The sequence below is a fragment of the Hymenobacter algoricola genome (genome assembly GCF_039539525.1).
Taxonomy (GTDB): Bacteria; Bacteroidota; Bacteroidia; order Cytophagales; family Hymenobacteraceae; genus Hymenobacter; species Hymenobacter algoricola.
In genome coordinates this window covers 13,681-32,136 of sequence record NZ_BAABDH010000002.1, presented here as the reverse complement: position 1 = coordinate 32,136, position 18,456 = coordinate 13,681, and the positions used below count along the sequence as shown (strand labels likewise).

Below are 18,456 nucleotides of genomic sequence, written 5' to 3'. Positions count from 1 at the left end.
GGCGAAAGACTGATTTTGCCGGGGTGGGGCGGGCCTTTTTTTGTTAGCTATGAAAATAAGCGTGCTGCTCGCGCTGGCCGCCCACGTAGTGGTGGCGGGGTGGGGTATCCGTCCCGCCGCGGCCCAGAAGGCCCGGACTACCGCGCCCCAAGCCCGGGGCGGGCGGACTTCTGAATCGGCGCCGCTGGCGGCGCTGTTCGAAGCCTACTGGGAAGGGCAGGCCCGGCTGTTTCCGCTCAATGCCACGTCGGAGGGCGACAACCGCTACAACGACCAGCTGCCCAACGACCAGACCCAGGCGTTCCGCCAGCGGCTGCGGGCCTTTTACCAGCAATACCAGGCGGCGCTGCGCAAGATGGACCGCCGCCAGCTCAGCGCCGCCGACCAGACCAGCTACGACATTCTGGCCTACGACCTGGACCTGAGCCTGGCCCGGCTGCAGCAAAACGCCTGGCTGCTGCCCTTCTCCCAGACCTCGGGCCTGCCCAGCCTGCTGGGGCAGCTTGGCGCGGGCACCGGCGCGCAGCCCTTTGCCACCACCCAGGACTACCGCAACTGGCTGGGCCGGGTGCAGGGCTTCCCGGTGTGGGCCGACTCGGCCATCAGCAACTTCCGCCGCGGGGCCCGGGCCGGGGTGGTGCTGCCCCGGGTGCTGGTGGAAAAGATGATACCCCAGCTGGAAAGCTTCGTGGTGGCCGACGCCAGCAAAAGCCTGTTCTACGGGCCGGTAGCCAGGTTTCCGGCCGCCGTGCCCGCCCCGGAGCAGCCCGCGCTGGTGGCGGCCTACCGCCGGGCCATCGAGCAGGAGCTGGTGCCGAGCTACCGCAAGCTGGCCCAGTACCTGAAAACCGAGTACCTGCCGCAGGCCCGCGCCACCAGCGGCCTCAACGCCGTGCCGGGCGGGGCCCAGCGCTACGCCTTTGCCGTGCGCAGCGCCACCACCACCGACCAGACGCCGGCCCAGATTCACCAGACCGGCCTGCGGGAGGTGCAGCGCATCCGCACCGGGATGGAGCAGCTCCGCCAGCAGGTAGGCTTCGCGGGCGACCTGAGCGCCTTCTTTGAGTTTATGCGCACCGACCCGCAGTTCCGGCCCTTCAAAACCGCCGACGAGGTGCTGACCGTGTACCGCGGCATTCAGGCGCGCATCAGCCCGGGCCTGCCCCGGCTGTTTGGCACCACCCCCAAAACGGCGTTTGAAGTCCGCCGGACCGAAGCCTTCCGCGAAGCTACCGCGTCGGCGCAGTACAACCGGGCGGCGCCGGATGGCTCGCGCCCCGGCATTTTCTACGTGCCCATTCCCGACCCCGCCCAGTACAACGTGACCCGCGGCATGGACGCGCTGTTTCTGCACGAAGCTATTCCCGGCCACCACTACCAGATTGCCCTGCAGCAGGAAAATACCCGGCTGCCCCGCTTCCGCCGCTTCGGGGGCTATGCCGCCTACACCGAGGGCTGGGGCCTCTACGCCGAGTCGCTGGGCCGGGAGCTGGGCGTCTACACCGACCCCTACCAGCAGGTGGGGGCCCTGACTACCGAAATGCACCGCGCCGTGCGCCTGGTGGTCGATACGGGCCTGCACACCGGCGAGCTGACCCGCGAGCAGGCCATCCGCTACATGCTGGACAACATGCCCATCAACGAGCAGCGGGCTACGGCCGAGATTGAGCGCTACATGGCCAACCCGGGCCAGGCGCTGAGCTATAAGATCGGGGCCCTGAAAATCCAGGAGCTGCGGACGCGCTACGAGCAGCAGCTGGGCGCCCGGTTCAGCCTGCGCGCCTTCCACGACGAGCTGCTGGCCGGCGGCGCCATGCCCCTGGCCGTGCTGGAGCGCCGGATGGATGCCTGGGCGGCCCGGCAGAAATAGGAGCCCGCGGCCTTCGTCACGGGCCGCAGGGGCAATAAGTCGTTTTTCAGCTCTTTCTCTTTTACCTACTTTTCGCATGAAATTGCCTTTCCTTGTCCGTCCCGCTCAGCTGGGTCTGCTCAGCGCGGTTCTGCTGCTGGGCGGCCCGGCCGTTGCCCAGAAGGCGCGGCCCGCCACCCGGCCGGCCGAGCCCGCCAACCGCATCGGGGCCATCAGGGAGGCCGACCTGAAGCGCGACCTGTACGCGCTGGCCGACGACCATTTCCGGGGCCGGGAGGGCGGCACCCTCGACGAGCTGCGGGCCTCGGTGTGGATTGCCGAGCAGGCCCGCGCCATCGGCCTGCAGCCCGCCGGCGACGACGGCACCTTTTTTCAGTTTTTCCATATTCAGCGTACCCGGCTCACCAAAGCCAGCCGCGCTATTATCGGGACGCACCAGCTCGTGCCCAACCAGGATGCTATTGTCTTTGCCCCCGTCAATGCCGTGGTGAGTGCGCCGCTGGTGTTTGTGGGCAGCGCCACCCCGGCGGAGGTGGCCAAGGCCGACGTGCAAGGCAAGGCCGTGGCTTTCGTTTTCTCCGGGCAGCCCGCCGACGGCCTCAGCTACCGCCGCTACCTCACGGCCACCATCCGCGACCGGTCGGCGGAGCTGGTGAAGGCCGGGGCGGTGGCCGTGGTGGTCGTGTCGGATGCGCGGGCGCAAACTATCTACGACAACTGGGGTACCGGCTACGAGCGGGGCCGCTACGACCTGCCCGGCGGCCCCAACACCCGGGTCGTGACCCAGGCTCCCACGATATGGCTGCCCGCCGCGGCCCTGGCCTGGGTGCAGCAGCCCGGCCAGCAGTTTACCGCCGGCCTGGTGGTGGAAAGCTTCCAGTATCCGTCGGTAAACGTCGTGGCCCGGGTGCCTGGCACCGATGCCCAGCTGAAGAAGGAGCACGTACTGTTCAGCACCCACCAGGACCACGACGGCGTGCGCAAAGCCGTGGCCGGCGACTCCATCTGGAACGGGGCCGACGACAACGGTACGGCCTGCGCCGCCACCTTGGCCCTGATGCGGGCCTTCCGGCAGCAGCCGGCCCTCCGCTCGGCGCTGTTCGTATTTCACGGGGCCGAGGAGCGGGGGCTGCTGGGCTCCCGCTATTATTCGGCCCAGCCCACGGTCCCGCGCGAGTCTATTGTGGCCGTGCTCAACATCGAAATGATTGGCCGCAACGCCCCCGACAGCGCCACGCTGCTCGGCTCCCAGCGGCCCCACCGCAACTCCGCCGACCTCGTGCGCACGGCCCTGGCCGCCAACCAGGCCGGGCCGAAGTTCAAGCTCGACACGCTCTGGGACCAGCCCGCGCACCCCGAAGGCTGGTACTTCCGCTCCGACCACCTGCCGTACGCCCGCCTGGGCATTCCGGCCATTATGTACACCACCTTGCTGCACAAGGACTACCACACGCCCCGGGATGAGCCGGCTACCATCAACATCGCCAAGCTGGCCGCCGTCACCCGCTGGATCTACCTCACCGGCTGGGCCGTGGCCAACCGGCCCGCGCGGCCCGTGGCCGATAAGGACTTTAAGCTGGAGCGGTAGGCCGGCGCCCCGAAAAGGCCGAATTCAGCACCAACGCCCGGCCGGCGCATGCGTTTAAGCAGGTAGTCATTCTTCTAACCTTCTCCCCTCATGGCAAAAATATTCTGGCAGGCCCTCGGGGCCGGCGCCCTGGCCGGGCTGCGCAGCATGACGCCGCTGGCCACGTTGAGCAGCTCGCTGGCTAAGAATAAATCCGCGAGCCTGGCTTCTTCCCCGCTGCGCTTTCTGCAGTCGAAAGTAGCGGCTACCGGCCTCAAGCTGCTGGCCGGCGCGGAAATGGTGGCCGACAAAACCCCCGGCATGCCCAACCGCACCGACCCGCCCGCTTTACTGGGCCGGGCACTGTCGGGGGCGCTGCTTGGGGCGACGCTCTACAAGGCGGGCAAAAACCGGCAGGTGGCCGTGGGCGCCGCGCTGGGCAGCGCGGCCGCCGTGGCCGCCACGTTTGCCAGCTTCTACCTGCGCAAAAACCTGGGCGCACACACCCAGGTACCCGACACGGCCTGGGCGCTGGCCGAAGATGCCGCCACGCTCAGCAGCAGCCTGGCCATAGCCCGGGCCCCCCAAGCCCCACACCCCCGGTCCGGCCGTTACGCCGGCCCGAAAGCAGACCGCCGCCGCAGGCCCCACGACCTGTAGCCGGTGCTACCGAAGCTTAAGCAGAAAAGGCCCGCAACATGCGTTGCGGGCCTTTTTGCGGGGTGATGCAGCGGGCTACTTCCCGGTGGTGCCGGAGTTGGTGCCGCTCATCGTGTTGTTGGTGGGCGCCGAGCCGGGAGGTGGGGGGCCGCCGGCCGCACCCTGCACCGGCGTCGACTGATTGACCCCGCCGGGCGGCGTAGCCGTGCCCTGGTTGGTGGCCTGCTGCTGGTCGGCGGCGGAGCCGGTGCCGGAAGGCGGCGTCACGGTCTGTTGCTGGTTCACGCTGTCCATGTCGGTTTCGATGGTGCGGGCGGGTGGTGCGTTGGAGAAGTCGTTGGTGGTTTGCTGGTCGGTGCCGGGGGATTTGGCCCGGTCGCAGGCGGTAAACGGGGCGGAGGCGAGCAGCGCCCCGGCCAGCAGCACACGCTGGGAGAGTTTCATCGTTGGGTTGTTTTGGGGGTTGATAGTCGGTTCGAAGCCGGGTATACGTGAATTGGCCGGCGGGCAGCTATATTGACGGAGCGGATCTGCTAGCTTTGCCGCATGGCAGTTCCGGTTTTGATGAATTGGAGCGGGGGCAAAGATTCGGCCCTGGCTCTGTACCACGTGCTGCACGACGCCCGCTACGAGGCCGTGCACCTGCTTACCAGCGTAAATGCCCACTACCAGCGCGTGTCGATGCACGGCGTGCGGGTGGCGCTGCTCGACGCCCAGGCCGCGCGCATCGGCCTGCCGCTGACCAAGCTGGAGCTGCCCGAACAGCCCGACATGGCCGACTACGAGCGGCTGATGCTGGCGGCGCTGGCTCCGCTGCGGGCCCGCGGCATTCAGCACGCCGTATTCGGCGACATCTTTCTGGCCGACCTGCGCACCTACCGCGAACAGCAGCTGGCCAGTATGGGCATGCAGGCCGTATTCCCGCTCTGGCAGCGCGGCAGCGCCGCTATTCTGCGCCAGTACCTGGCCCTGGGATTTCGTGCCGTGGTGGTGTGCGTCAATGAGCAGTACCTCGACCAGAGCTTCTGCGGCCGCCTGCTCGACGAGGAGTTCCTGCGCGACCTGCCGCCCGGCGTGGACCCCTGCGGCGAAAACGGCGAGTACCACAGCTTCGTGTTCGATGCGCCCTACTTTGCCGCGCCCATTGCCTACGAGCGGGGCGAACTGGTGCGGCGTACCTATCCGGCCCCGGCCGGTTCGGGCGAAGCCGCTTTCTGGTACTGCGACCTGCTGCCGGCCGCCGATGCCAGCTTCATGGCCTGAGAGCATAAGAGCCGAACTGGCGCCGGCAGCCGTCAGGCTCCGAACCGGCTCCGGCGGGTGTAGCGGCTCGGGAAAGGCTGAGGCCTGGAAGAGCTGTTCTTCTTGGAGCGCAGCAGCAGGTAGCCCAGTCCGCCAACCAGGGCGGCCCCGAGCACCCACTTCGGCAATGGGTCGGCGGTGGGTGGCGGCACTCTCACTACGCCCGATTCGTCGGCTACGGCCGGGTGACCCACGTAGCGGCCCTGCCGCGGCACGACCTGCTGGTCGAAGTGATTGGCCAGCGCGTGCAGCTGTTGCCGCAGGTCTTCCCCGTGCATCGGAATGCCGTGGCCGGTGGCGGCAACCTGCGGTTCGAGAGCGGCCAACCGCAGCACCGATTCCTTGGCCTGCTCCCAGTTGGGCGTGAAGTAAGCCGGCGGCCCGTGCACTTGCTGGCGCTGTTCCCACACGGCCCGCCCCGATTCCTGCTTCACCGTTACGAAAGCGTCGCCGGCAATCAGGGTGCGGTCGGAGTCGCGGAAGAACGACACGTGGCCCGGCGTATGTCCGGGCGTGGCCAGCCAGCGCCACTCGGCCAGAAACGGGAGCGTGCCGTTGGCGGGCAGCGGCCGCACGCGGCTCCCCAGGTCGATGGGCTTTTTGGGGTAGAGAAACGACAGGGCGGCCATGGCCCCGCCGCCCACCGTGGGGTCGGGCGGCGGATACGAGGAGCGCCCGGTGAGGTACGGCAGCTCGAGCGGGTGAGCGTATACGGGCACGTCCCACTCTTCCGCCAGGGTTTGCAGCGCGCCGATATGGTCGAAGTGGCCGTGGGTGAGGACGATGGCCGCCGGCGGATTGTTGGCCCCGAAGATAACTTCCGCATGGCGCCTGATTTTTTCGGCCGAGCCGTAGAGCCCCGCGTCAATCAGCACCCAGGGTTCCAGGGGAGAAGAAGTGTCGCGCACATAGTACAGATTGACGAAAACGTTGCGCAGTCCCCACACGCCGGGCACGACGGCCTGCAGGTCGGGAGTGGTAGCGCGGGTGGCATGGTTCAGCATACACGGCAGCGTTAAGAGTGAATGGCAGGCTGTTTACGCAGCGGCAGCGCGCCGGATGGCTACGGCTTAGCTTAAGGGGGCTGACCAGAGTATCATGCAGCTAAAAATCAGTGTATTAATCCGGGCTGTTCGGGGCTTCGGGGGCGCAGCCGCACAGCACTTCGCGCGTGGGCTTGCTGGTTTGGTAGTCGGGCAGGGAAACCTCCTTCATGTATACCACCTCCAGCAGGCGCAGCGGCGGATGAGCCGGGTTCTGGTGCCAGCGGCGCAGCAGATAGTTGCAGTAGTAGGGCCGCATGTAGCTGTTGGCCACGAAAAGGTAGTTTTCCGAGTATTTCCGCCACCGGTCGTTTTTGAACAGCGCGACAACCGCCGCGGGCTTGGCGTAGGTGAGCCGGGCGCCGCCGCGGTTCAGATCCAGCGTCTGCCCGCGGGTGGTGGTGCCCTCCAGAATATACCAGCCGTCGTCCTTGAATACCGTGGGCGCAAACATGCCCCAGTGCTGGTCGACCCGGAACAGGTGCCCGAACCAGCGCAGCGGCTCCGACATGTACAGCGTCGGCTGGCGGCCCGGCACGCTGTCGAAGTTCCACCACAGCACGTAGCCCAGAAACACGGTCACCACCGTGTTGAGCAGGGCCCGGCCCAGCCAGCGGCCCCGGTCTGAGAGCGTGAAAGCAGGCTCCACTTGGATCCGCAGCGGGCTGCGCAGCCGGGCCAGCCGGGGCTGCACGGCCGCCCAGCGGGCCGCCAGGTGCGGGCGCAGCCGGGCCGCCCGGGGCTGCCAGAACCGCTCCAGCCAGTCCAGCGCCGCCGGGGGCAGCAGCCCCAGCACCGAGGCCATGTTGATCAGGAAAAACAGCCCCACAAACAGCGTGAGGCTGATGCCGAAGTGAAAGCCGTACATCACGGCCACAAACAGCAGCCGCCACCCCGCCACTCCCACCGGCAGCAGCAGCACAAACGGCAGCAGCAGCTCGGTGTAGTAGGTGGCAAACGTGAGCCCGCGCAGCAGCGCCGGGTAAGGATACAGCAGGCGGCCGCCGGGCAGCAGCACCTGGTCGAGGCTCAGGGCGTAGTAGATGGCCGTCCCGTCGCGGGTCCACTCCGGGCCGGTTTTCAGCAGTGCGGTGCACCAATACACCAGGGCAATCTGGAGCACGTAGGCCACGGTAGCCGCGCTGAAGCAGGCGTAGCTTGCGGCCGGCGGGCGGCGGCGGGCATCCACCGAATACACTCGGCCCCAGGGCAGAAAAATGGCCCAGAATACCAGCATCCGCAGCAAATCGTCGCCGCCCTGCTCAATAAGCGGGTTGCGGTTCTGCACCGAGACCAGCAGAATCCAGGATGCCACCGTCGCCAGCCGCGTCTGGTAGCCCACCAGCAGGGCCCCCGCCACCACGGCCGCCAGCCCAAACAGCACGGCCTGCACCGCGGCCAGGCCGCTGGCGGCGTGCAGCGAAAACTGGTACGGATTCCAGGCAAATTCCTGCAGCACGTGCAGGGGCAGCACGCCCAGGTTGGAGTAGTGCGCCTCCAGGTCGGTGCTGCGAATACCCAGGTCCAGCAGCAGCACCGCCGCTACGGCAATGCGCAGCAGCGCCAGCGCGCGCAGATCGAGGGTAAACGGACGGCGGAGCAGGAGCAGAAATCGGGGCATAAGGTGCCAGGTCGGCAGCAGGGGTGAACCGCCGGCGCGGGGCCGGCCGCAAAGGCGGGGTGGAGCTTGCTTACGCGGGAAAAAGGCAAAAAGCCGATACCGCCGATAGTGTTGCGCTTCGGCCCCGGCGGGCCGCCGGCGGCAAATGTCCCGGGCCGGGCGTCCGAACTGCGTGCCGGGGGCTGCGTATGGCTAGTCACCGCGTTACTTTTTCCCGTCCGGCCGGTTGTTGGTCCGTAGTCCACCCCGGTTTTTCTGCTGCTCATGATTTCTCCGCCCGCCACCATCCTCTTCGACGGCGTCTGCAACCTCTGCAACGGCTTCGTGCAGTTCGTCATCCGCCACGACGCGGCCGGCCGGTTTCGCTTCGCCTCGCTGCAGTCGGCCAGCGGGCAGGCGCTGCTGGCGGCCCACGGCATCACGCTGCCCGCCACCGGCCCCGAAACGGTGCTGCTGGTAGAAGGCGGGCAGGTGTACACGCACTCCACGGCGGTGCTGCGCATTGCCCGCGGCCTCGGGGGAGCCTGGCGGCTGCTGTACGCGGGCCGGCTGCTGCCCCGCGCCTTCCGCGACGCGCTGTACCGTTTCGTGGCCCGGCACCGCTACCAGTGGTTTGGCCGCCAGGATGCCTGTACCTTGCCCACGCCCGAGCTGCAGCAGCGGTTTCTGTAGTCTCCGGCTTCCCTGCGGCCGGTATTCGCCGCTTCCGGCGCCGGCCAGCCCCTTTCTAGCTTATCCCAACTCCCCACTCATGCACGCTCTCCAGCTTACTGGCATCGACCAGCCCCTGACCCTGACCGAAGTACCTACCCCCACGCCCGGCCCCGGCGAAGTGCTGGTGCAGCTGCGTGCCGCCGCCCTCAACCACCGCGACGTCTGGATTCAGAAGGGGCAGTACGCGGGCCTGAAATTCCCCACCATCCTGGGCTCCGACGGGGCCGGGGTGGTGTCGGCCGTGGGCGCGGGCACCGACGCGCAGCTGCTGGGCCAGGCCGTGCTGATCAACCCCGGGCAGAACTGGGGCGATAACCCGCAGGCGCAGGGTAAAAGCTTCACCATTATGGGTTTGCCTAATCAAGGCACGTTTGCCGAATACGTGAGCGTGCCGGCGGCTAACGTGTATGCCCTGCCCGCGCACCTGAGCTTTGAGCAGGCCGCCGCGCTGCCCCTGGGGGGCGTCACGGCCTACCGCGCCACGTTTACCCGCGCCGGGCTGCGGGCCGGCGAGCGGGTGCTCATCAGTGGGGTGGGCGGTGGCGTGGCCATTCTGGCCATGCAGCTGGCCGTAGCCGCGGGCGCGGAAGTGTGGGTCACGTCCGGCTCCGCCCAAAAGATTGAGCGTGCCACGGCCCTGGGAGCCCAAGGCGGGGCCAACTACAACGACGAAAACTGGGCGGCCGACCTCGTCAAGCGGGCCGGCGGGGGCTTCGACGTCATCGTGGACAGCGCCGCCGGCCCGGGCTTCGGCGCCCTGCTCGACGCGGCGGCCCCGGGCGGCCGCATCGTGTTCTACGGCGGCACGCTGGGGGCCATGGCCTCGTTGCCGCCGGCCAAGATCTTCTGGAAGCAGCTCTCCATCCTGGGCTCCACCATGGGCACCGACGAAGATTTTGCCGCCCTGATCCGGTTCGTGGCCGAGCACCGGCTGGTGCCCGTAGTCGACCAGGTATTCGCGCTGGCTGAGGGAGAAAAAGCCATGCGCCGCATGGACGGCGGGCAGCAGTTCGGCAAGATCGTGCTGCGCGTTTCGGAGTAGATTTTCCGGTAACTATTCTAGTGTGAAAGCCGGCTTCAGGGAATGCTGAAGCCGGCTTTTGCGTTACTAGACCAGCCTGCAGTAGGAAGGCTCAACGCTGATGGAAGACTATGAAAAACGCCGCTGAATACCTGGAGAATCGTGTTTTTGAAGCCCGCCGCCCGCGCCGCGACCTGCAGCCGGTAGTGGCCTATGCCGAGGCCGTGCAGGCCATTGAAGCGGCCCTGGCCGATGCGGAAAAGTACAAGTACCTGCTCATGCGCGCCCTGCGCCGCCACGCCGATGATCTGGCCGGATTGCCCCAGTTGGCTGTGTCGGCCCCGGAGGCTTCCGTGGTGCCCATGTATGGCCTGGAGCAGGCCGCGTAGGGCCGTGTTGCTGGCAGGGCCGGGGCCATTCTGAGCTTAGCCCGCCTTACCTATTTAACTTTCGAAGCCCTCCATTGCGCCGCAGTAGGGGGCTTCGCCGATTTTAGCCCGCCCGGAAGGCAAGCGCCGCTGGGGCCGGCGGCAGCCAGCGTGGCGCCGGGGCTTCTAATGGCCGGATAAAGTCTGCCCCAGCCACTGGGCCAGTGCCACCGCCTGCTGCCGCAGCTCCGGCACGGCCGTCGACTCAAAGTAGGCGGGGCGCCGGCTCGGACCCAGCGTAAAGAGCACTGCCGAAGCCCGCCCCTGCGCGTCGAGCAGGGCGCCGTGGGCATCGGTCTGAATACCCAGCTGCAGCGCGTCGGGCACCAGCTGCCCGGCGTCGCGCAAACTCACCACCAGTGGGTCCGTGATGCGGCTGTAGTCGAGCAGCGGGCCGGTGCAGGTGATGACGTGGCGGGTCGTGAGCCACTGCGGCTGGCCGTGCTTCTGCACCTGCACGGCCAGGTCTTCGCCCCGGGGCACTATCTGCCGTACCCGGCCCAGCTGCATCCGCACGATGCCCGCGGCCAGCAGCCCCAGCACGGCCGCCTGATTCTGCGGCGGGCTGCGGTGGCGCTGCACCGACCAGATGGAGGCCAGGTGCCGCAGAAACCGCGCCTGCTCCGCCCGCGGCCAGGCGGCCCAGATCCGGCCCAGATCCGGCCGCAGGGAGTCCAGCACGGGCCGCCAGTCGATTCCCTGCCCGGTGGTCTGCCGGATGCGGCGGCGCACGGCGGCCAGCACGGCTCCCACGGTAGTAAGGCCGGCCAGCTCCTCGGCGTAGAAGCTGGGGTAGGAGAGGCCGGCCGGCCCGTGCTCGGCGGGCCAGCGGCCATTGCGCGACACTACCGTTACCGGGCCGGTGTGGCCGTCGGCATCGAGCCCCAGCAGTACGTCCACCGCCGTCAGGCCCGAGCCGATGAGCAGCACCGAATCGGCGGGCGCAATGTTGCGCAGCGCGCCTTTGGCCCAGGGGTTGCCGTGGTAGGTAGGGTGGGTGAGGTAGGCGTGGTCGGGACCCGTGGGCGGCAGGGGCGGAAAGTTGCCCAGCGCCAGCACCACCTGCTGGCTCGGCAGCGCTGCTCCGCCCGCCAGCTGCACCGTAGCCGACTGCCCATCGGCGGCCACAGTGCAGCGGACGGCAGAGTCGTGGTGCCAGAAAAACCGCAGCCCATTCGCGGCCGGCGCGGCCAGCACGGCGGCCACCAGCGCGTGCAGGTAGCGGCCGTAGAGCTGGCGGGAGCAGAACTGCTCCTCGCAGGGCGGCGCGTCAATCGTGTGCAGCCACTGCGTGAAATGGTTGGGCTGGTCGGGAAAGGCGCTCAGAAACGGGGTGCGCACGTTCAGCAGATACTCCGGGCGCCGGGCCGAGTAGGCCAGGCCCGGCCCGGGGGCCCGCCGGGGCTCCACCAGGTGCACGTCGCAGGCGTAGGGGCCGCCGGCCAGGTGCGCCAGCTGCACCAGCAGCATCGACCCCGAAAAGCCCCCGCCCAGAATGGTGATTACGCGTCGTTGCACCCGGGACCGAATTGGTGAGAAGGAAAGGATAACTAGGGGAAGCCGACCGGCCGCCCACCCGCGGGAGCCGGGCATCGGCGGGAGCCAAACGCGGCAGCCCGCCCCGGGTTGAAGCGGGGCGGGCTGCAAATAAGGTCATTTGGCTAGAAAACCGTGCGGTCAGCTCGTTGATGGCCGTACTAAAATTATGGCATTGCCGCCGGCTTACAGATACGCGCCGGGCACCAGATAATGGCGTACGTAGTCGTCGATGCCGTCTTCGAGGCGGGTGAAGGGCCGGTCGTAGCCGATGCTGCGCAGCTTGCTCATATCGGCCTGGGTGTAATACTGGTACGTGTCGCGGATGTCCTCGGGCGTGTCGCGGAAGTGGATGTCGGCGGCGCGCTCCAGAGCCTGGAACGTGTTCAGGGTCAGGTCCATAAACGTGCGGGCCTCCCCGGTGCCCAGGTTGTAGATGCCCGAGCTCCGGCGGTTCTGCATCAGGAAGAAGCACACTTCCACCACGTCCTTCACATATACGAAGTCGCGCTGCTGCTCGCCGTCGGCAAAGTCGGGGTTGTGGGAGCGGAACAGCGTCATGGAGCCGGTCTGCCGGATCTGCTCGAAGGCGTGGAATATCACCGAGGCCATGCGGCCCTTGTGGTACTCATTGGGACCGTACACGTTGAAAAACTTCAGGCCCGCCCAGAAAAACGGCTTTTCGGGCTGCTGCACGGCCCAGTTGTCGAAGTCGTTCTTGGAGTCGCCGTAGGGGTTCAGCGGCCGCAGCAGGGGCAGCAGCGCGTCCTCGTCGGAGTAGCCCAGCGTGCCCGAGCCGTAGGTGGCGGCGGAGGAGGCGTACACCAGCGGCAGCTGATACTGGCAGCAGGCCCGCCACATTTTCTGTGAGTATTCCAGGTTGAGCAGGTCGAACACGGCCTTGTCCTGCTCGGCGGTGTCGGTGCGGGCGCCGAGGTGGAAGATGAACTCGACCTGCTCGTGGTGCTTGTCGAGCCAGTCGAAGAACTCGGTGCGGTCCACGTATTCGCGCAGGCGCTTGCCCTTCAGGTTGGCGAGCTTGCGCTCCACGGCAAAATTATCGACCACCACGATATCGTTGAAATTGGCGGCGTTCAGGCGGGTAACAAGGCAGCTGGCAATAAAGCCGGCCGCTCCGGTGATAACTATCATAGGGCGGAGATTTTGGCCAAAAGTAGGGAAAACGGCCGGGTTGGAAGCAGAAGCAGGGGGGCGCGGCGCGTGGTGGCGTCGCGCCACTGAACGATACGGACCCGGGGAGCCGGTGACTGACAAGCTCCGCAACGATTCAGGCGCAGGTATGCGTCGCTACCTGCGCCACGCGCTACCTTTGGCGCATGATTCGTATCGTGCTCCGGCTGTCGCAGCCGCTTCTGCTCGGGCTGCTGCTCGGTGCCTGCCAGCCGGACAACCCCGGCAAGCAGACTGCCGCCGCCGCCGCCCAGCAGCTCACCGATGACCTCGGCCGCCACCTCACCGTGCCCGCCCACCCGCGCCGCATCCTGGCCCTGGCTGCCTCCATGACCGAAATGCTGTACGCCGTAGCCGACACGGCTACCATCGTCGGCCGCACCCAGGTCTGCGACTTTCCCCGGGCCGTGCTGCGCAAGCCGGTCGTCAACAGCTACCCGCTCGATCTGGAAGGCCTGGTGCGCCTGCACCCCGACGTGGTGTTTACCACCGACGGCATCACCTCCCTCGATGATGCCGCCCGCCTCGAAAAGCTGGGTATTCCGGTTTATTATCAGAAGTACGATAAGGCCACCGACGTGCTGCGCGGCCTGCGCGACCTGGGCCGCATCCTGGGTCGGGTGCCCCAGGCCCGGCGCCTGACCGATTCGCTGGCCGCGGAGCTGCAGCAGCTCCGGGCGGCGCCGCCCGTCGGCCCCCGGCCCCGGGTGCTGGCCATCACCTGGCAGGACCCGATCTACGTGTATGGCCAGAACACGCTGTTTACCGACAAAATCAGCCTGGCCGGCGGGCAGAACGCCGTGGTTGAGAAGTTCCCCCAGCCTTACCCGGCCCTTACCCGCGAGTATATCCTGCAGCTGAACCCCGACGTGCTCATCGGCGGCAGCTTCGGAAAGCTGGACAGCACCTTCTTCCGCAAGTATCCTGAGCTGAAGCGCATCCGGGCCTACCAGACGCGCCGCGTCTTCGCCATCACCGGGGATTTGATGGAACGGCCCGGCCCGCGGGTGGCGCAGTCGGTGCGGGAGCTGCAACGGCTGCTGCGCCCATGACGCGCCACCCCGCCCCCTGGCTGCTGGCCGCGCTGCTGCTGCTGTTGGCCCTGGTGGTCGTGGGCCTGCGGGTCGGCAGCTTCGCGCTGGATTACGCCTTTATCGGCCGCACCCTGCTGCACTACGACCCTACCGACCCGGCCCAGCTGGTGCTCGTGCAGCTGCGGCTGCCGCGCATCCTGCTGGCGCTGCTGGCGGGCGCCGGACTGGCCGTAAGCGGCTACCTGATGCAGGCCATGGTCAACAACGCCCTGGCCGACCCCTACCTGCTCGGCACCGCTTCGGGCGCTTCGCTGGGCGCTATCCTGTGCTTCGCGCTGCTGCCCGACGTGATGCTGTACGGCCTGTACCTGCCGCCGCTGGCCGCGCTGGCCGGGGCGCTGGGCACCACGCTCGTGGTGGTGGCGCTGGGCACGCAGCGGGGCAAGATCATGCCGGCCCAGCTGCTGCTGGCCGGGGTGGCGCTCAGCTCGCTCACCACGGCCATCGGGGGGCTGCTCACATTTTTATCTGCCTCCGAGGGCAAGCTGCGCACGGTGCTGTTCTGGGCCATGGGCAGCTTCGAGCGCGCCGGCTGGGACGTGCTGGCCTACCCGGCCCTGGCGCTGGCTTTGGCTTTGGCGCTGCTGGGGTTTCTGCAAAAGGACCTCAACATCCTGCTGCTGGGCGAGGAGCGGGCCCAGGCCCTGGGCGTGCCGGTGGCGCGCACGCGCTGGCTGCTGGTGACTACGGCCGCGGCCCTCACGGGCTGCATCGTGGCGCTGTGCGGGCCGGTGGGCTTCGTAGGGCTCATGATTCCCCACCTCACGCGCTGGCTGCTGGGCGTCACGGGCAAGGCCAACCTGCTGTTCTGCGCCCTGCTCGGGGCCGACTTCCTGCTCGGCTGCGACCTGCTGGCCCGCCTGCTCTACCCGCCGGCCGGTTTGCCCGTCGGGCTGATTACGGCCCTGTTTGGCGTACCGTTCTTCGTATATTTGCTGCGGCGGAAAGGGTCTTAGGGGCTTGGGGTCTTAGGATCTTGGATGACGGTTGCCGCAATTGCCGCAACCGTCATCCGGAACGATAAGCTTCAAAGACCCGGAAACCAACCCCCCCCCCAAAGACCCCAAGATCCCACAAACCAATGATATACGTCAGCCGGCAGGAGCACTTCAACGCCGCTCACAAGCTGCACAACCCGGCCTGGAGCCAGGAGCGCAATCAGGAAGTATTCGGCCCCTGCGCCAATACCAACTGGCACGGCCACAACTACGACCTGATTGTTACCGTGAAGGGCCAGCCCGACCCGGAAACCGGCTTCGTCATCGACCTCAAGGCCCTGAGCGTGCTCATTCGGGAGCACGTCGTGGACCAGGTCGACCACAAGAACCTCAACCTTGATGTGCCGTTCCTGAAGGATCAGCTGGCCAGCACCGAAAACCTGGTGGTGGCTTTCTGGCAGATCCTGGCCCGCGAGATTCCGAAGATTTCCGGGGCCCGGCTGCACTGCCTCAAACTCTACGAAACACCCCGCAACTTCGTGGAATACTACGGGGAATAACCAATTCTGACTTGTGAATTGTCCTGCATTACTGGTTCAGCACAAGCCATAATTCATAATTCAGAATTCAGAATTAACTACATGAAGTATTACCTGATAGCCGGTGAGCGTTCCGGCGACTTTCACGCCTCGCACCTCATGCGCGAGCTGCGCCAGCAGGATTCCGAAGCCGAATTTCGGGGCTGGGGCGGCGACATGATGCAGGCCGAAGGCGGTACGCTCGTGCACCACTACCAGGAAATGGCCATCATGGGCTTCTGGGAGGCGGCTACCAGCGTGCTCAAGTTTCGGGGCTACCTCAAGGAGTGCCAGCGCGATATTCAGGCCTACCAGCCCGACGTGGTGATTCTGGTGGATTACGCGGGGTTCAACCTGCGGGTGGCCAAGTTCGCCAAAGCCGCCGGCCTCAAGGTGTTCTACTACATCTCGCCCAAAATCTGGGCCTGGAATCAGGGTCGCGTCCATCAGGTGAAGGCGCTGGTCGACAAGATGTTCGTGATTCTGCCCTTCGAGAAGGAGTTCTATCAGCGCTTCGGCTACGAAGTAGACTACATCGGCAACCCCACCGTGGACGCCATTGCCGACCACCCGGTGACGACGGATTTCTACCAGCGCAACAACCTGGACCCGCAGAAGCCCATTATTGCCGTGCTGCCGGGCTCGCGCAAGCAGGAAATCGAGGAGATGCTCTACGAGATGCTGGCCATCCTGCCGCCCTTCCTCGACTACCAGTTCGTGGTGGCCGGCGTAACGAACCTCGACCGGAGCTACTACGCCAACTTCGAGCGCAACAACGTGCGCATCCTCTTCGACCAGACCTACGACCTGCTCGGCCACGCCCAGGCGGCCCTGGTGACGAGCGGCACGGCCACGCTGGAAACGGCCCTGTTCAGCGTGCCGCAGGTGGTGTGCTACCGTACCAGCGCCGTGTCGTACGCCATCGGCAAGGCCGTTATCAAGGTGCCTTACATTTCGCTGGTCAACCTGATTGCCGGCAAGGAAATCGTGAAGGAGCTGATCCAGGGCGAGTTCAACTCCCGCAACCTGGTGACGGAGCTGAAGAAGATCACCGCCGACGAGGCCTTCATTGCCGAGCAGAAAGCCGGCTACGCCGAGCTGCAGGAAAAGTTGGGCCGCAACAAGGCCGCGCAGAAAGCGGCCGAGCTGATGGTGGGGTACCTACGGAAGTAGTACCACTGCTATCCACGTTGGAAGCGGGTTGAAAAGCAGGTTGTATTCTGCCCGCCGCGGCCACTCGGGCGACTATTGCTCTACAAGGCTATCTACCTACTTCAATGGTAGCCGTACCGTCACCACCGTTCCAGCAGGCTCCGCTGCTATAGCAATGCTGCCCCGGTGCAGCTGCACCACCCGTTGGGCCAGCGGGAGGCCCAGGCCGTGCCCGGGCAGCTGGCGGCCATTTTCGCCGATGAAGAAAGGCTCGAAAACGTAGGGTAGCTCATGGGCAGCAATGCCGGGGCCGCGGTCCTGAAACTGCAGTACCGCGTTTTTCTCGTCCAGGCTCAGCCTGACCTGCACGCGCTGACCGGGTGAGAACCTGCAGCCGTTGTCGAGCAGATGCCGAAAGGCGTGCTCCAGCAGGTCCGCGTCGCCGAAAATGGTGAGGGGACCGGGCAGTTCGGCCAGCAGCGGGTCGAAGTCGAGCTCGATTTCGTAGCCGGGGCGGCGGGCTTTGAGCTTCGCGCCCGCGCGGTACAGCACTTCGTCGGGGGCTACGGGGCGCAGGGTGGTGAGGCGGCCGGCGCTGAGCTGGGCCAGCAGCAGCAGGTCGTCGGCCAAGTGGTTGAAGCTGGTAATATCCTGGAGTACGGAGCGCCAGGTTTCCTCGTGCCGCTCCACGCTGCGGGGCCGGATCAGCGTTACCTCAATCTGGGCGGTGATGCTGGTAAGCGGGGTGCGCAGCTGGTGCGCGGCCAGGGCTACGAGATGCTGCTGCTCATCGGCCGCGGCCTGCTGCCGCTCAAGCAGCTCGTTGAGGCCACGGGTAAGCAGGAAGGTGTCGGCAGCCGGGGGGCTGGTCAGGCGCCGGGCGCCGGCGGGCCGGGTCAGGCTGTGGACCTGCGCGGTGAGCGAAGCCAGGGCGCGGCGGGTACGGCGGCGCTGCCCCCAGCCCGCGCCGCCCAGCAGCGCCGCGCCCGCCAGAAAGCCCAGGAGCAGGTAGAAAAGCATGCGTTAGGCGGGACGCTCTTCGAGAATGTAGCCTATACCGTTCAGGGTGTGAATCAGCTTGGGCGAAAAGTCTTTGTCGATCTTTTTGCGCAGGTAGTTCACGTACACATCCACCACGTTGGTGCCCGTGTTGAAGGACAGGTCCCAGACCTCCCCCACGATTTCCTGACGGGTGAGGGCGCGGCCCTGGTTGTGCATGAAGTACTCCAGCAGGGCCAGCTCCCGTACCGTCAGGTCGATGCGCTGGTTGCCGCGCTTCACCAGCCGGCTGGGGCCGTGCAGCTCCAGGTCGGCCACTTTCAGCACCTGTTCTTCGGGCAGCACGGCGTAGCGCCGGTGCAGGGCGCGCAGGCGGGCCAGCAGCTCGTTGAACTCGAAGGGCTTGACCAGGTAGTCGTCGGCGCCGGCGTCGAAGCCCTGCAGCTTGTCGTCGGTGGAGCTCATGCCCGTGAGTATGAGCACCGGCAGCTGCGGGTGGCGCTGGCGGATGTAGCGGCACAGCTCCAGCCCGCTCATTTCCGGCAGGTTCACGTCGAGAATCACGGCGGTGTACTCGTGGGCGGCCAGCAGGCGCTGGGCCGATATGGCATCCAGCGCCACGGCCGCCGCCAGTCCATGGTCTTCCAGGCCGCCTTTCAGGAAGGCCGCCACGTTGAGCTCATCTTCAACAATCAGAATTTTCATCACGGCTGGGGATTGGGTGACGGCGCGGCCGCAGCGC

The 18,456-nt window shown here is 66.8% G+C and carries 18 protein-coding genes; 11 read left to right on the top strand and 7 right to left on the bottom strand.

The window, feature by feature from the left end:
* The first annotated feature begins 49 nt into the window (after window positions 1-49).
* From ABD842_RS00180 to ABD842_RS00170, 3 genes are all read left to right on the top strand, one after another.
* Complete coding sequence (locus tag ABD842_RS00180; RefSeq protein ID WP_345108336.1) at window positions 50-1,870, top strand: DUF885 domain-containing protein; 1,821 nt, start codon at window positions 50-52, stop codon at window positions 1,868-1,870.
* A 76-nt stretch (window positions 1,871-1,946) separates the two neighbouring features.
* Window positions 1,947-3,458 carry a M28 family metallopeptidase gene (locus ABD842_RS00175; protein ID WP_345108334.1) on the top strand — a complete coding sequence of 504 codons (1,512 nt, stop codon included), beginning with the start codon at window positions 1,947-1,949 and terminating at the stop codon, window positions 3,456-3,458.
* Between the two features lie 90 nt (window positions 3,459-3,548).
* Window positions 3,549-4,097, top strand: a complete 549-nt coding sequence (locus ABD842_RS00170; RefSeq protein WP_345108331.1) for a DUF4126 family protein — start codon at window positions 3,549-3,551, stop codon at window positions 4,095-4,097.
* A 75-nt stretch (window positions 4,098-4,172) separates the two neighbouring features.
* Here ABD842_RS00170 and ABD842_RS00165 read toward each other — a convergent pair whose 3' ends face one another.
* The gene (locus ABD842_RS00165; protein WP_345108329.1) at window positions 4,173-4,541 is read right to left on the bottom strand and encodes a hypothetical protein; all 369 of its coding nucleotides are present in this window, start codon (window positions 4,539-4,541) and stop codon (window positions 4,173-4,175) included.
* Window positions 4,542-4,643: 102 nt separating this feature from the next.
* Here ABD842_RS00165 and ABD842_RS00160 point away from each other — a divergent pair, with 102 nt between their 5' ends.
* Complete coding sequence (locus tag ABD842_RS00160) at window positions 4,644-5,360, top strand: Dph6-related ATP pyrophosphatase (protein ID WP_345108326.1); 717 nt, start codon at window positions 4,644-4,646, stop codon at window positions 5,358-5,360.
* Between the two features lie 32 nt (window positions 5,361-5,392).
* Here ABD842_RS00160 and ABD842_RS00155 read toward each other — a convergent pair whose 3' ends face one another.
* Window positions 5,393-6,403: an MBL fold metallo-hydrolase gene (locus ABD842_RS00155; RefSeq protein ID WP_345108323.1), complete on the bottom strand. Its 1,011-nt coding sequence runs from the start codon at window positions 6,401-6,403 to the stop codon at window positions 5,393-5,395.
* A gap of 115 nt (window positions 6,404-6,518) precedes the next feature.
* Window positions 6,519-8,063, bottom strand: a complete 1,545-nt coding sequence (locus ABD842_RS00150) for an HTTM domain-containing protein (RefSeq protein WP_345108320.1) — start codon at window positions 8,061-8,063, stop codon at window positions 6,519-6,521.
* 264 nt (window positions 8,064-8,327) lie between these two features.
* On the opposite strand from ABD842_RS00150, the gene ABD842_RS00145 reads away from it, so the two are divergent.
* From ABD842_RS00145 to ABD842_RS00135, 3 genes are all read left to right on the top strand, one after another.
* The gene (locus ABD842_RS00145; RefSeq protein WP_345108317.1) at window positions 8,328-8,735 is read left to right on the top strand and encodes a thiol-disulfide oxidoreductase DCC family protein; all 408 of its coding nucleotides are present in this window, start codon (window positions 8,328-8,330) and stop codon (window positions 8,733-8,735) included.
* Between the two features lie 79 nt (window positions 8,736-8,814).
* Window positions 8,815-9,819, top strand: a complete 1,005-nt coding sequence (locus ABD842_RS00140; protein ID WP_345108314.1) for a zinc-binding dehydrogenase — start codon at window positions 8,815-8,817, stop codon at window positions 9,817-9,819.
* Between the two features lie 110 nt (window positions 9,820-9,929).
* Window positions 9,930-10,187 carry a hypothetical protein gene (locus ABD842_RS00135; RefSeq protein WP_345108311.1) on the top strand — a complete coding sequence of 86 codons (258 nt, stop codon included), beginning with the start codon at window positions 9,930-9,932 and terminating at the stop codon, window positions 10,185-10,187.
* A 165-nt stretch (window positions 10,188-10,352) separates the two neighbouring features.
* Here the strand turns inward: ABD842_RS00135 and ABD842_RS00130 are convergent, their stop codons facing one another.
* Window positions 10,353-11,744, bottom strand: coding sequence for an FAD/NAD(P)-binding protein (locus ABD842_RS00130; RefSeq protein WP_345108308.1), 1,392 nt, complete (start codon window positions 11,742-11,744; stop codon window positions 10,353-10,355).
* 204 nt (window positions 11,745-11,948) lie between these two features.
* Window positions 11,949-12,914, bottom strand: a complete 966-nt coding sequence (gene rfaD / locus ABD842_RS00125; RefSeq protein ID WP_345108305.1) for an ADP-glyceromanno-heptose 6-epimerase — start codon at window positions 12,912-12,914, stop codon at window positions 11,949-11,951.
* 185 nt (window positions 12,915-13,099) lie between these two features.
* Here rfaD and ABD842_RS00120 point away from each other — a divergent pair, with 185 nt between their 5' ends.
* The 4 genes from ABD842_RS00120 (at window position 13,100) to lpxB (ending at window position 16,736) form a co-directional block, all read left to right on the top strand.
* Window positions 13,100-14,005 carry an ABC transporter substrate-binding protein gene (locus ABD842_RS00120; RefSeq protein WP_345108302.1) on the top strand — a complete coding sequence of 302 codons (906 nt, stop codon included), beginning with the start codon at window positions 13,100-13,102 and terminating at the stop codon, window positions 14,003-14,005.
* The gene (locus ABD842_RS00115; RefSeq protein WP_345108299.1) at window positions 14,002-15,003 is read left to right on the top strand and encodes a FecCD family ABC transporter permease; all 1,002 of its coding nucleotides are present in this window, start codon (window positions 14,002-14,004) and stop codon (window positions 15,001-15,003) included. The genes ABD842_RS00120 and ABD842_RS00115 overlap by 4 nt, the downstream gene beginning before the upstream one ends.
* Window positions 15,004-15,128: 125 nt before the next feature.
* Entirely contained in the window at window positions 15,129-15,545 is a 417-nt protein-coding gene (locus ABD842_RS00110; protein ID WP_345108296.1) for a 6-pyruvoyl trahydropterin synthase family protein, read from the top strand.
* A gap of 81 nt (window positions 15,546-15,626) precedes the next feature.
* The gene (gene lpxB, locus ABD842_RS00105) at window positions 15,627-16,736 is read left to right on the top strand and encodes a lipid-A-disaccharide synthase (RefSeq protein ID WP_345108293.1); all 1,110 of its coding nucleotides are present in this window, start codon (window positions 15,627-15,629) and stop codon (window positions 16,734-16,736) included.
* A gap of 96 nt (window positions 16,737-16,832) precedes the next feature.
* Here the strand turns inward: lpxB and ABD842_RS00100 are convergent, their stop codons facing one another.
* A complete protein-coding gene (locus ABD842_RS00100; RefSeq protein ID WP_345108290.1) occupies window positions 16,833-17,735 on the bottom strand; it encodes a sensor histidine kinase in 903 nt (300 codons plus the stop codon).
* 3 nt (window positions 17,736-17,738) lie between these two features.
* Window positions 17,739-18,419, bottom strand: coding sequence for a response regulator transcription factor (locus ABD842_RS00095; RefSeq protein ID WP_345108287.1), 681 nt, complete (start codon window positions 18,417-18,419; stop codon window positions 17,739-17,741).
* Window positions 18,420-18,456: the final 37 nt, after the last annotated feature.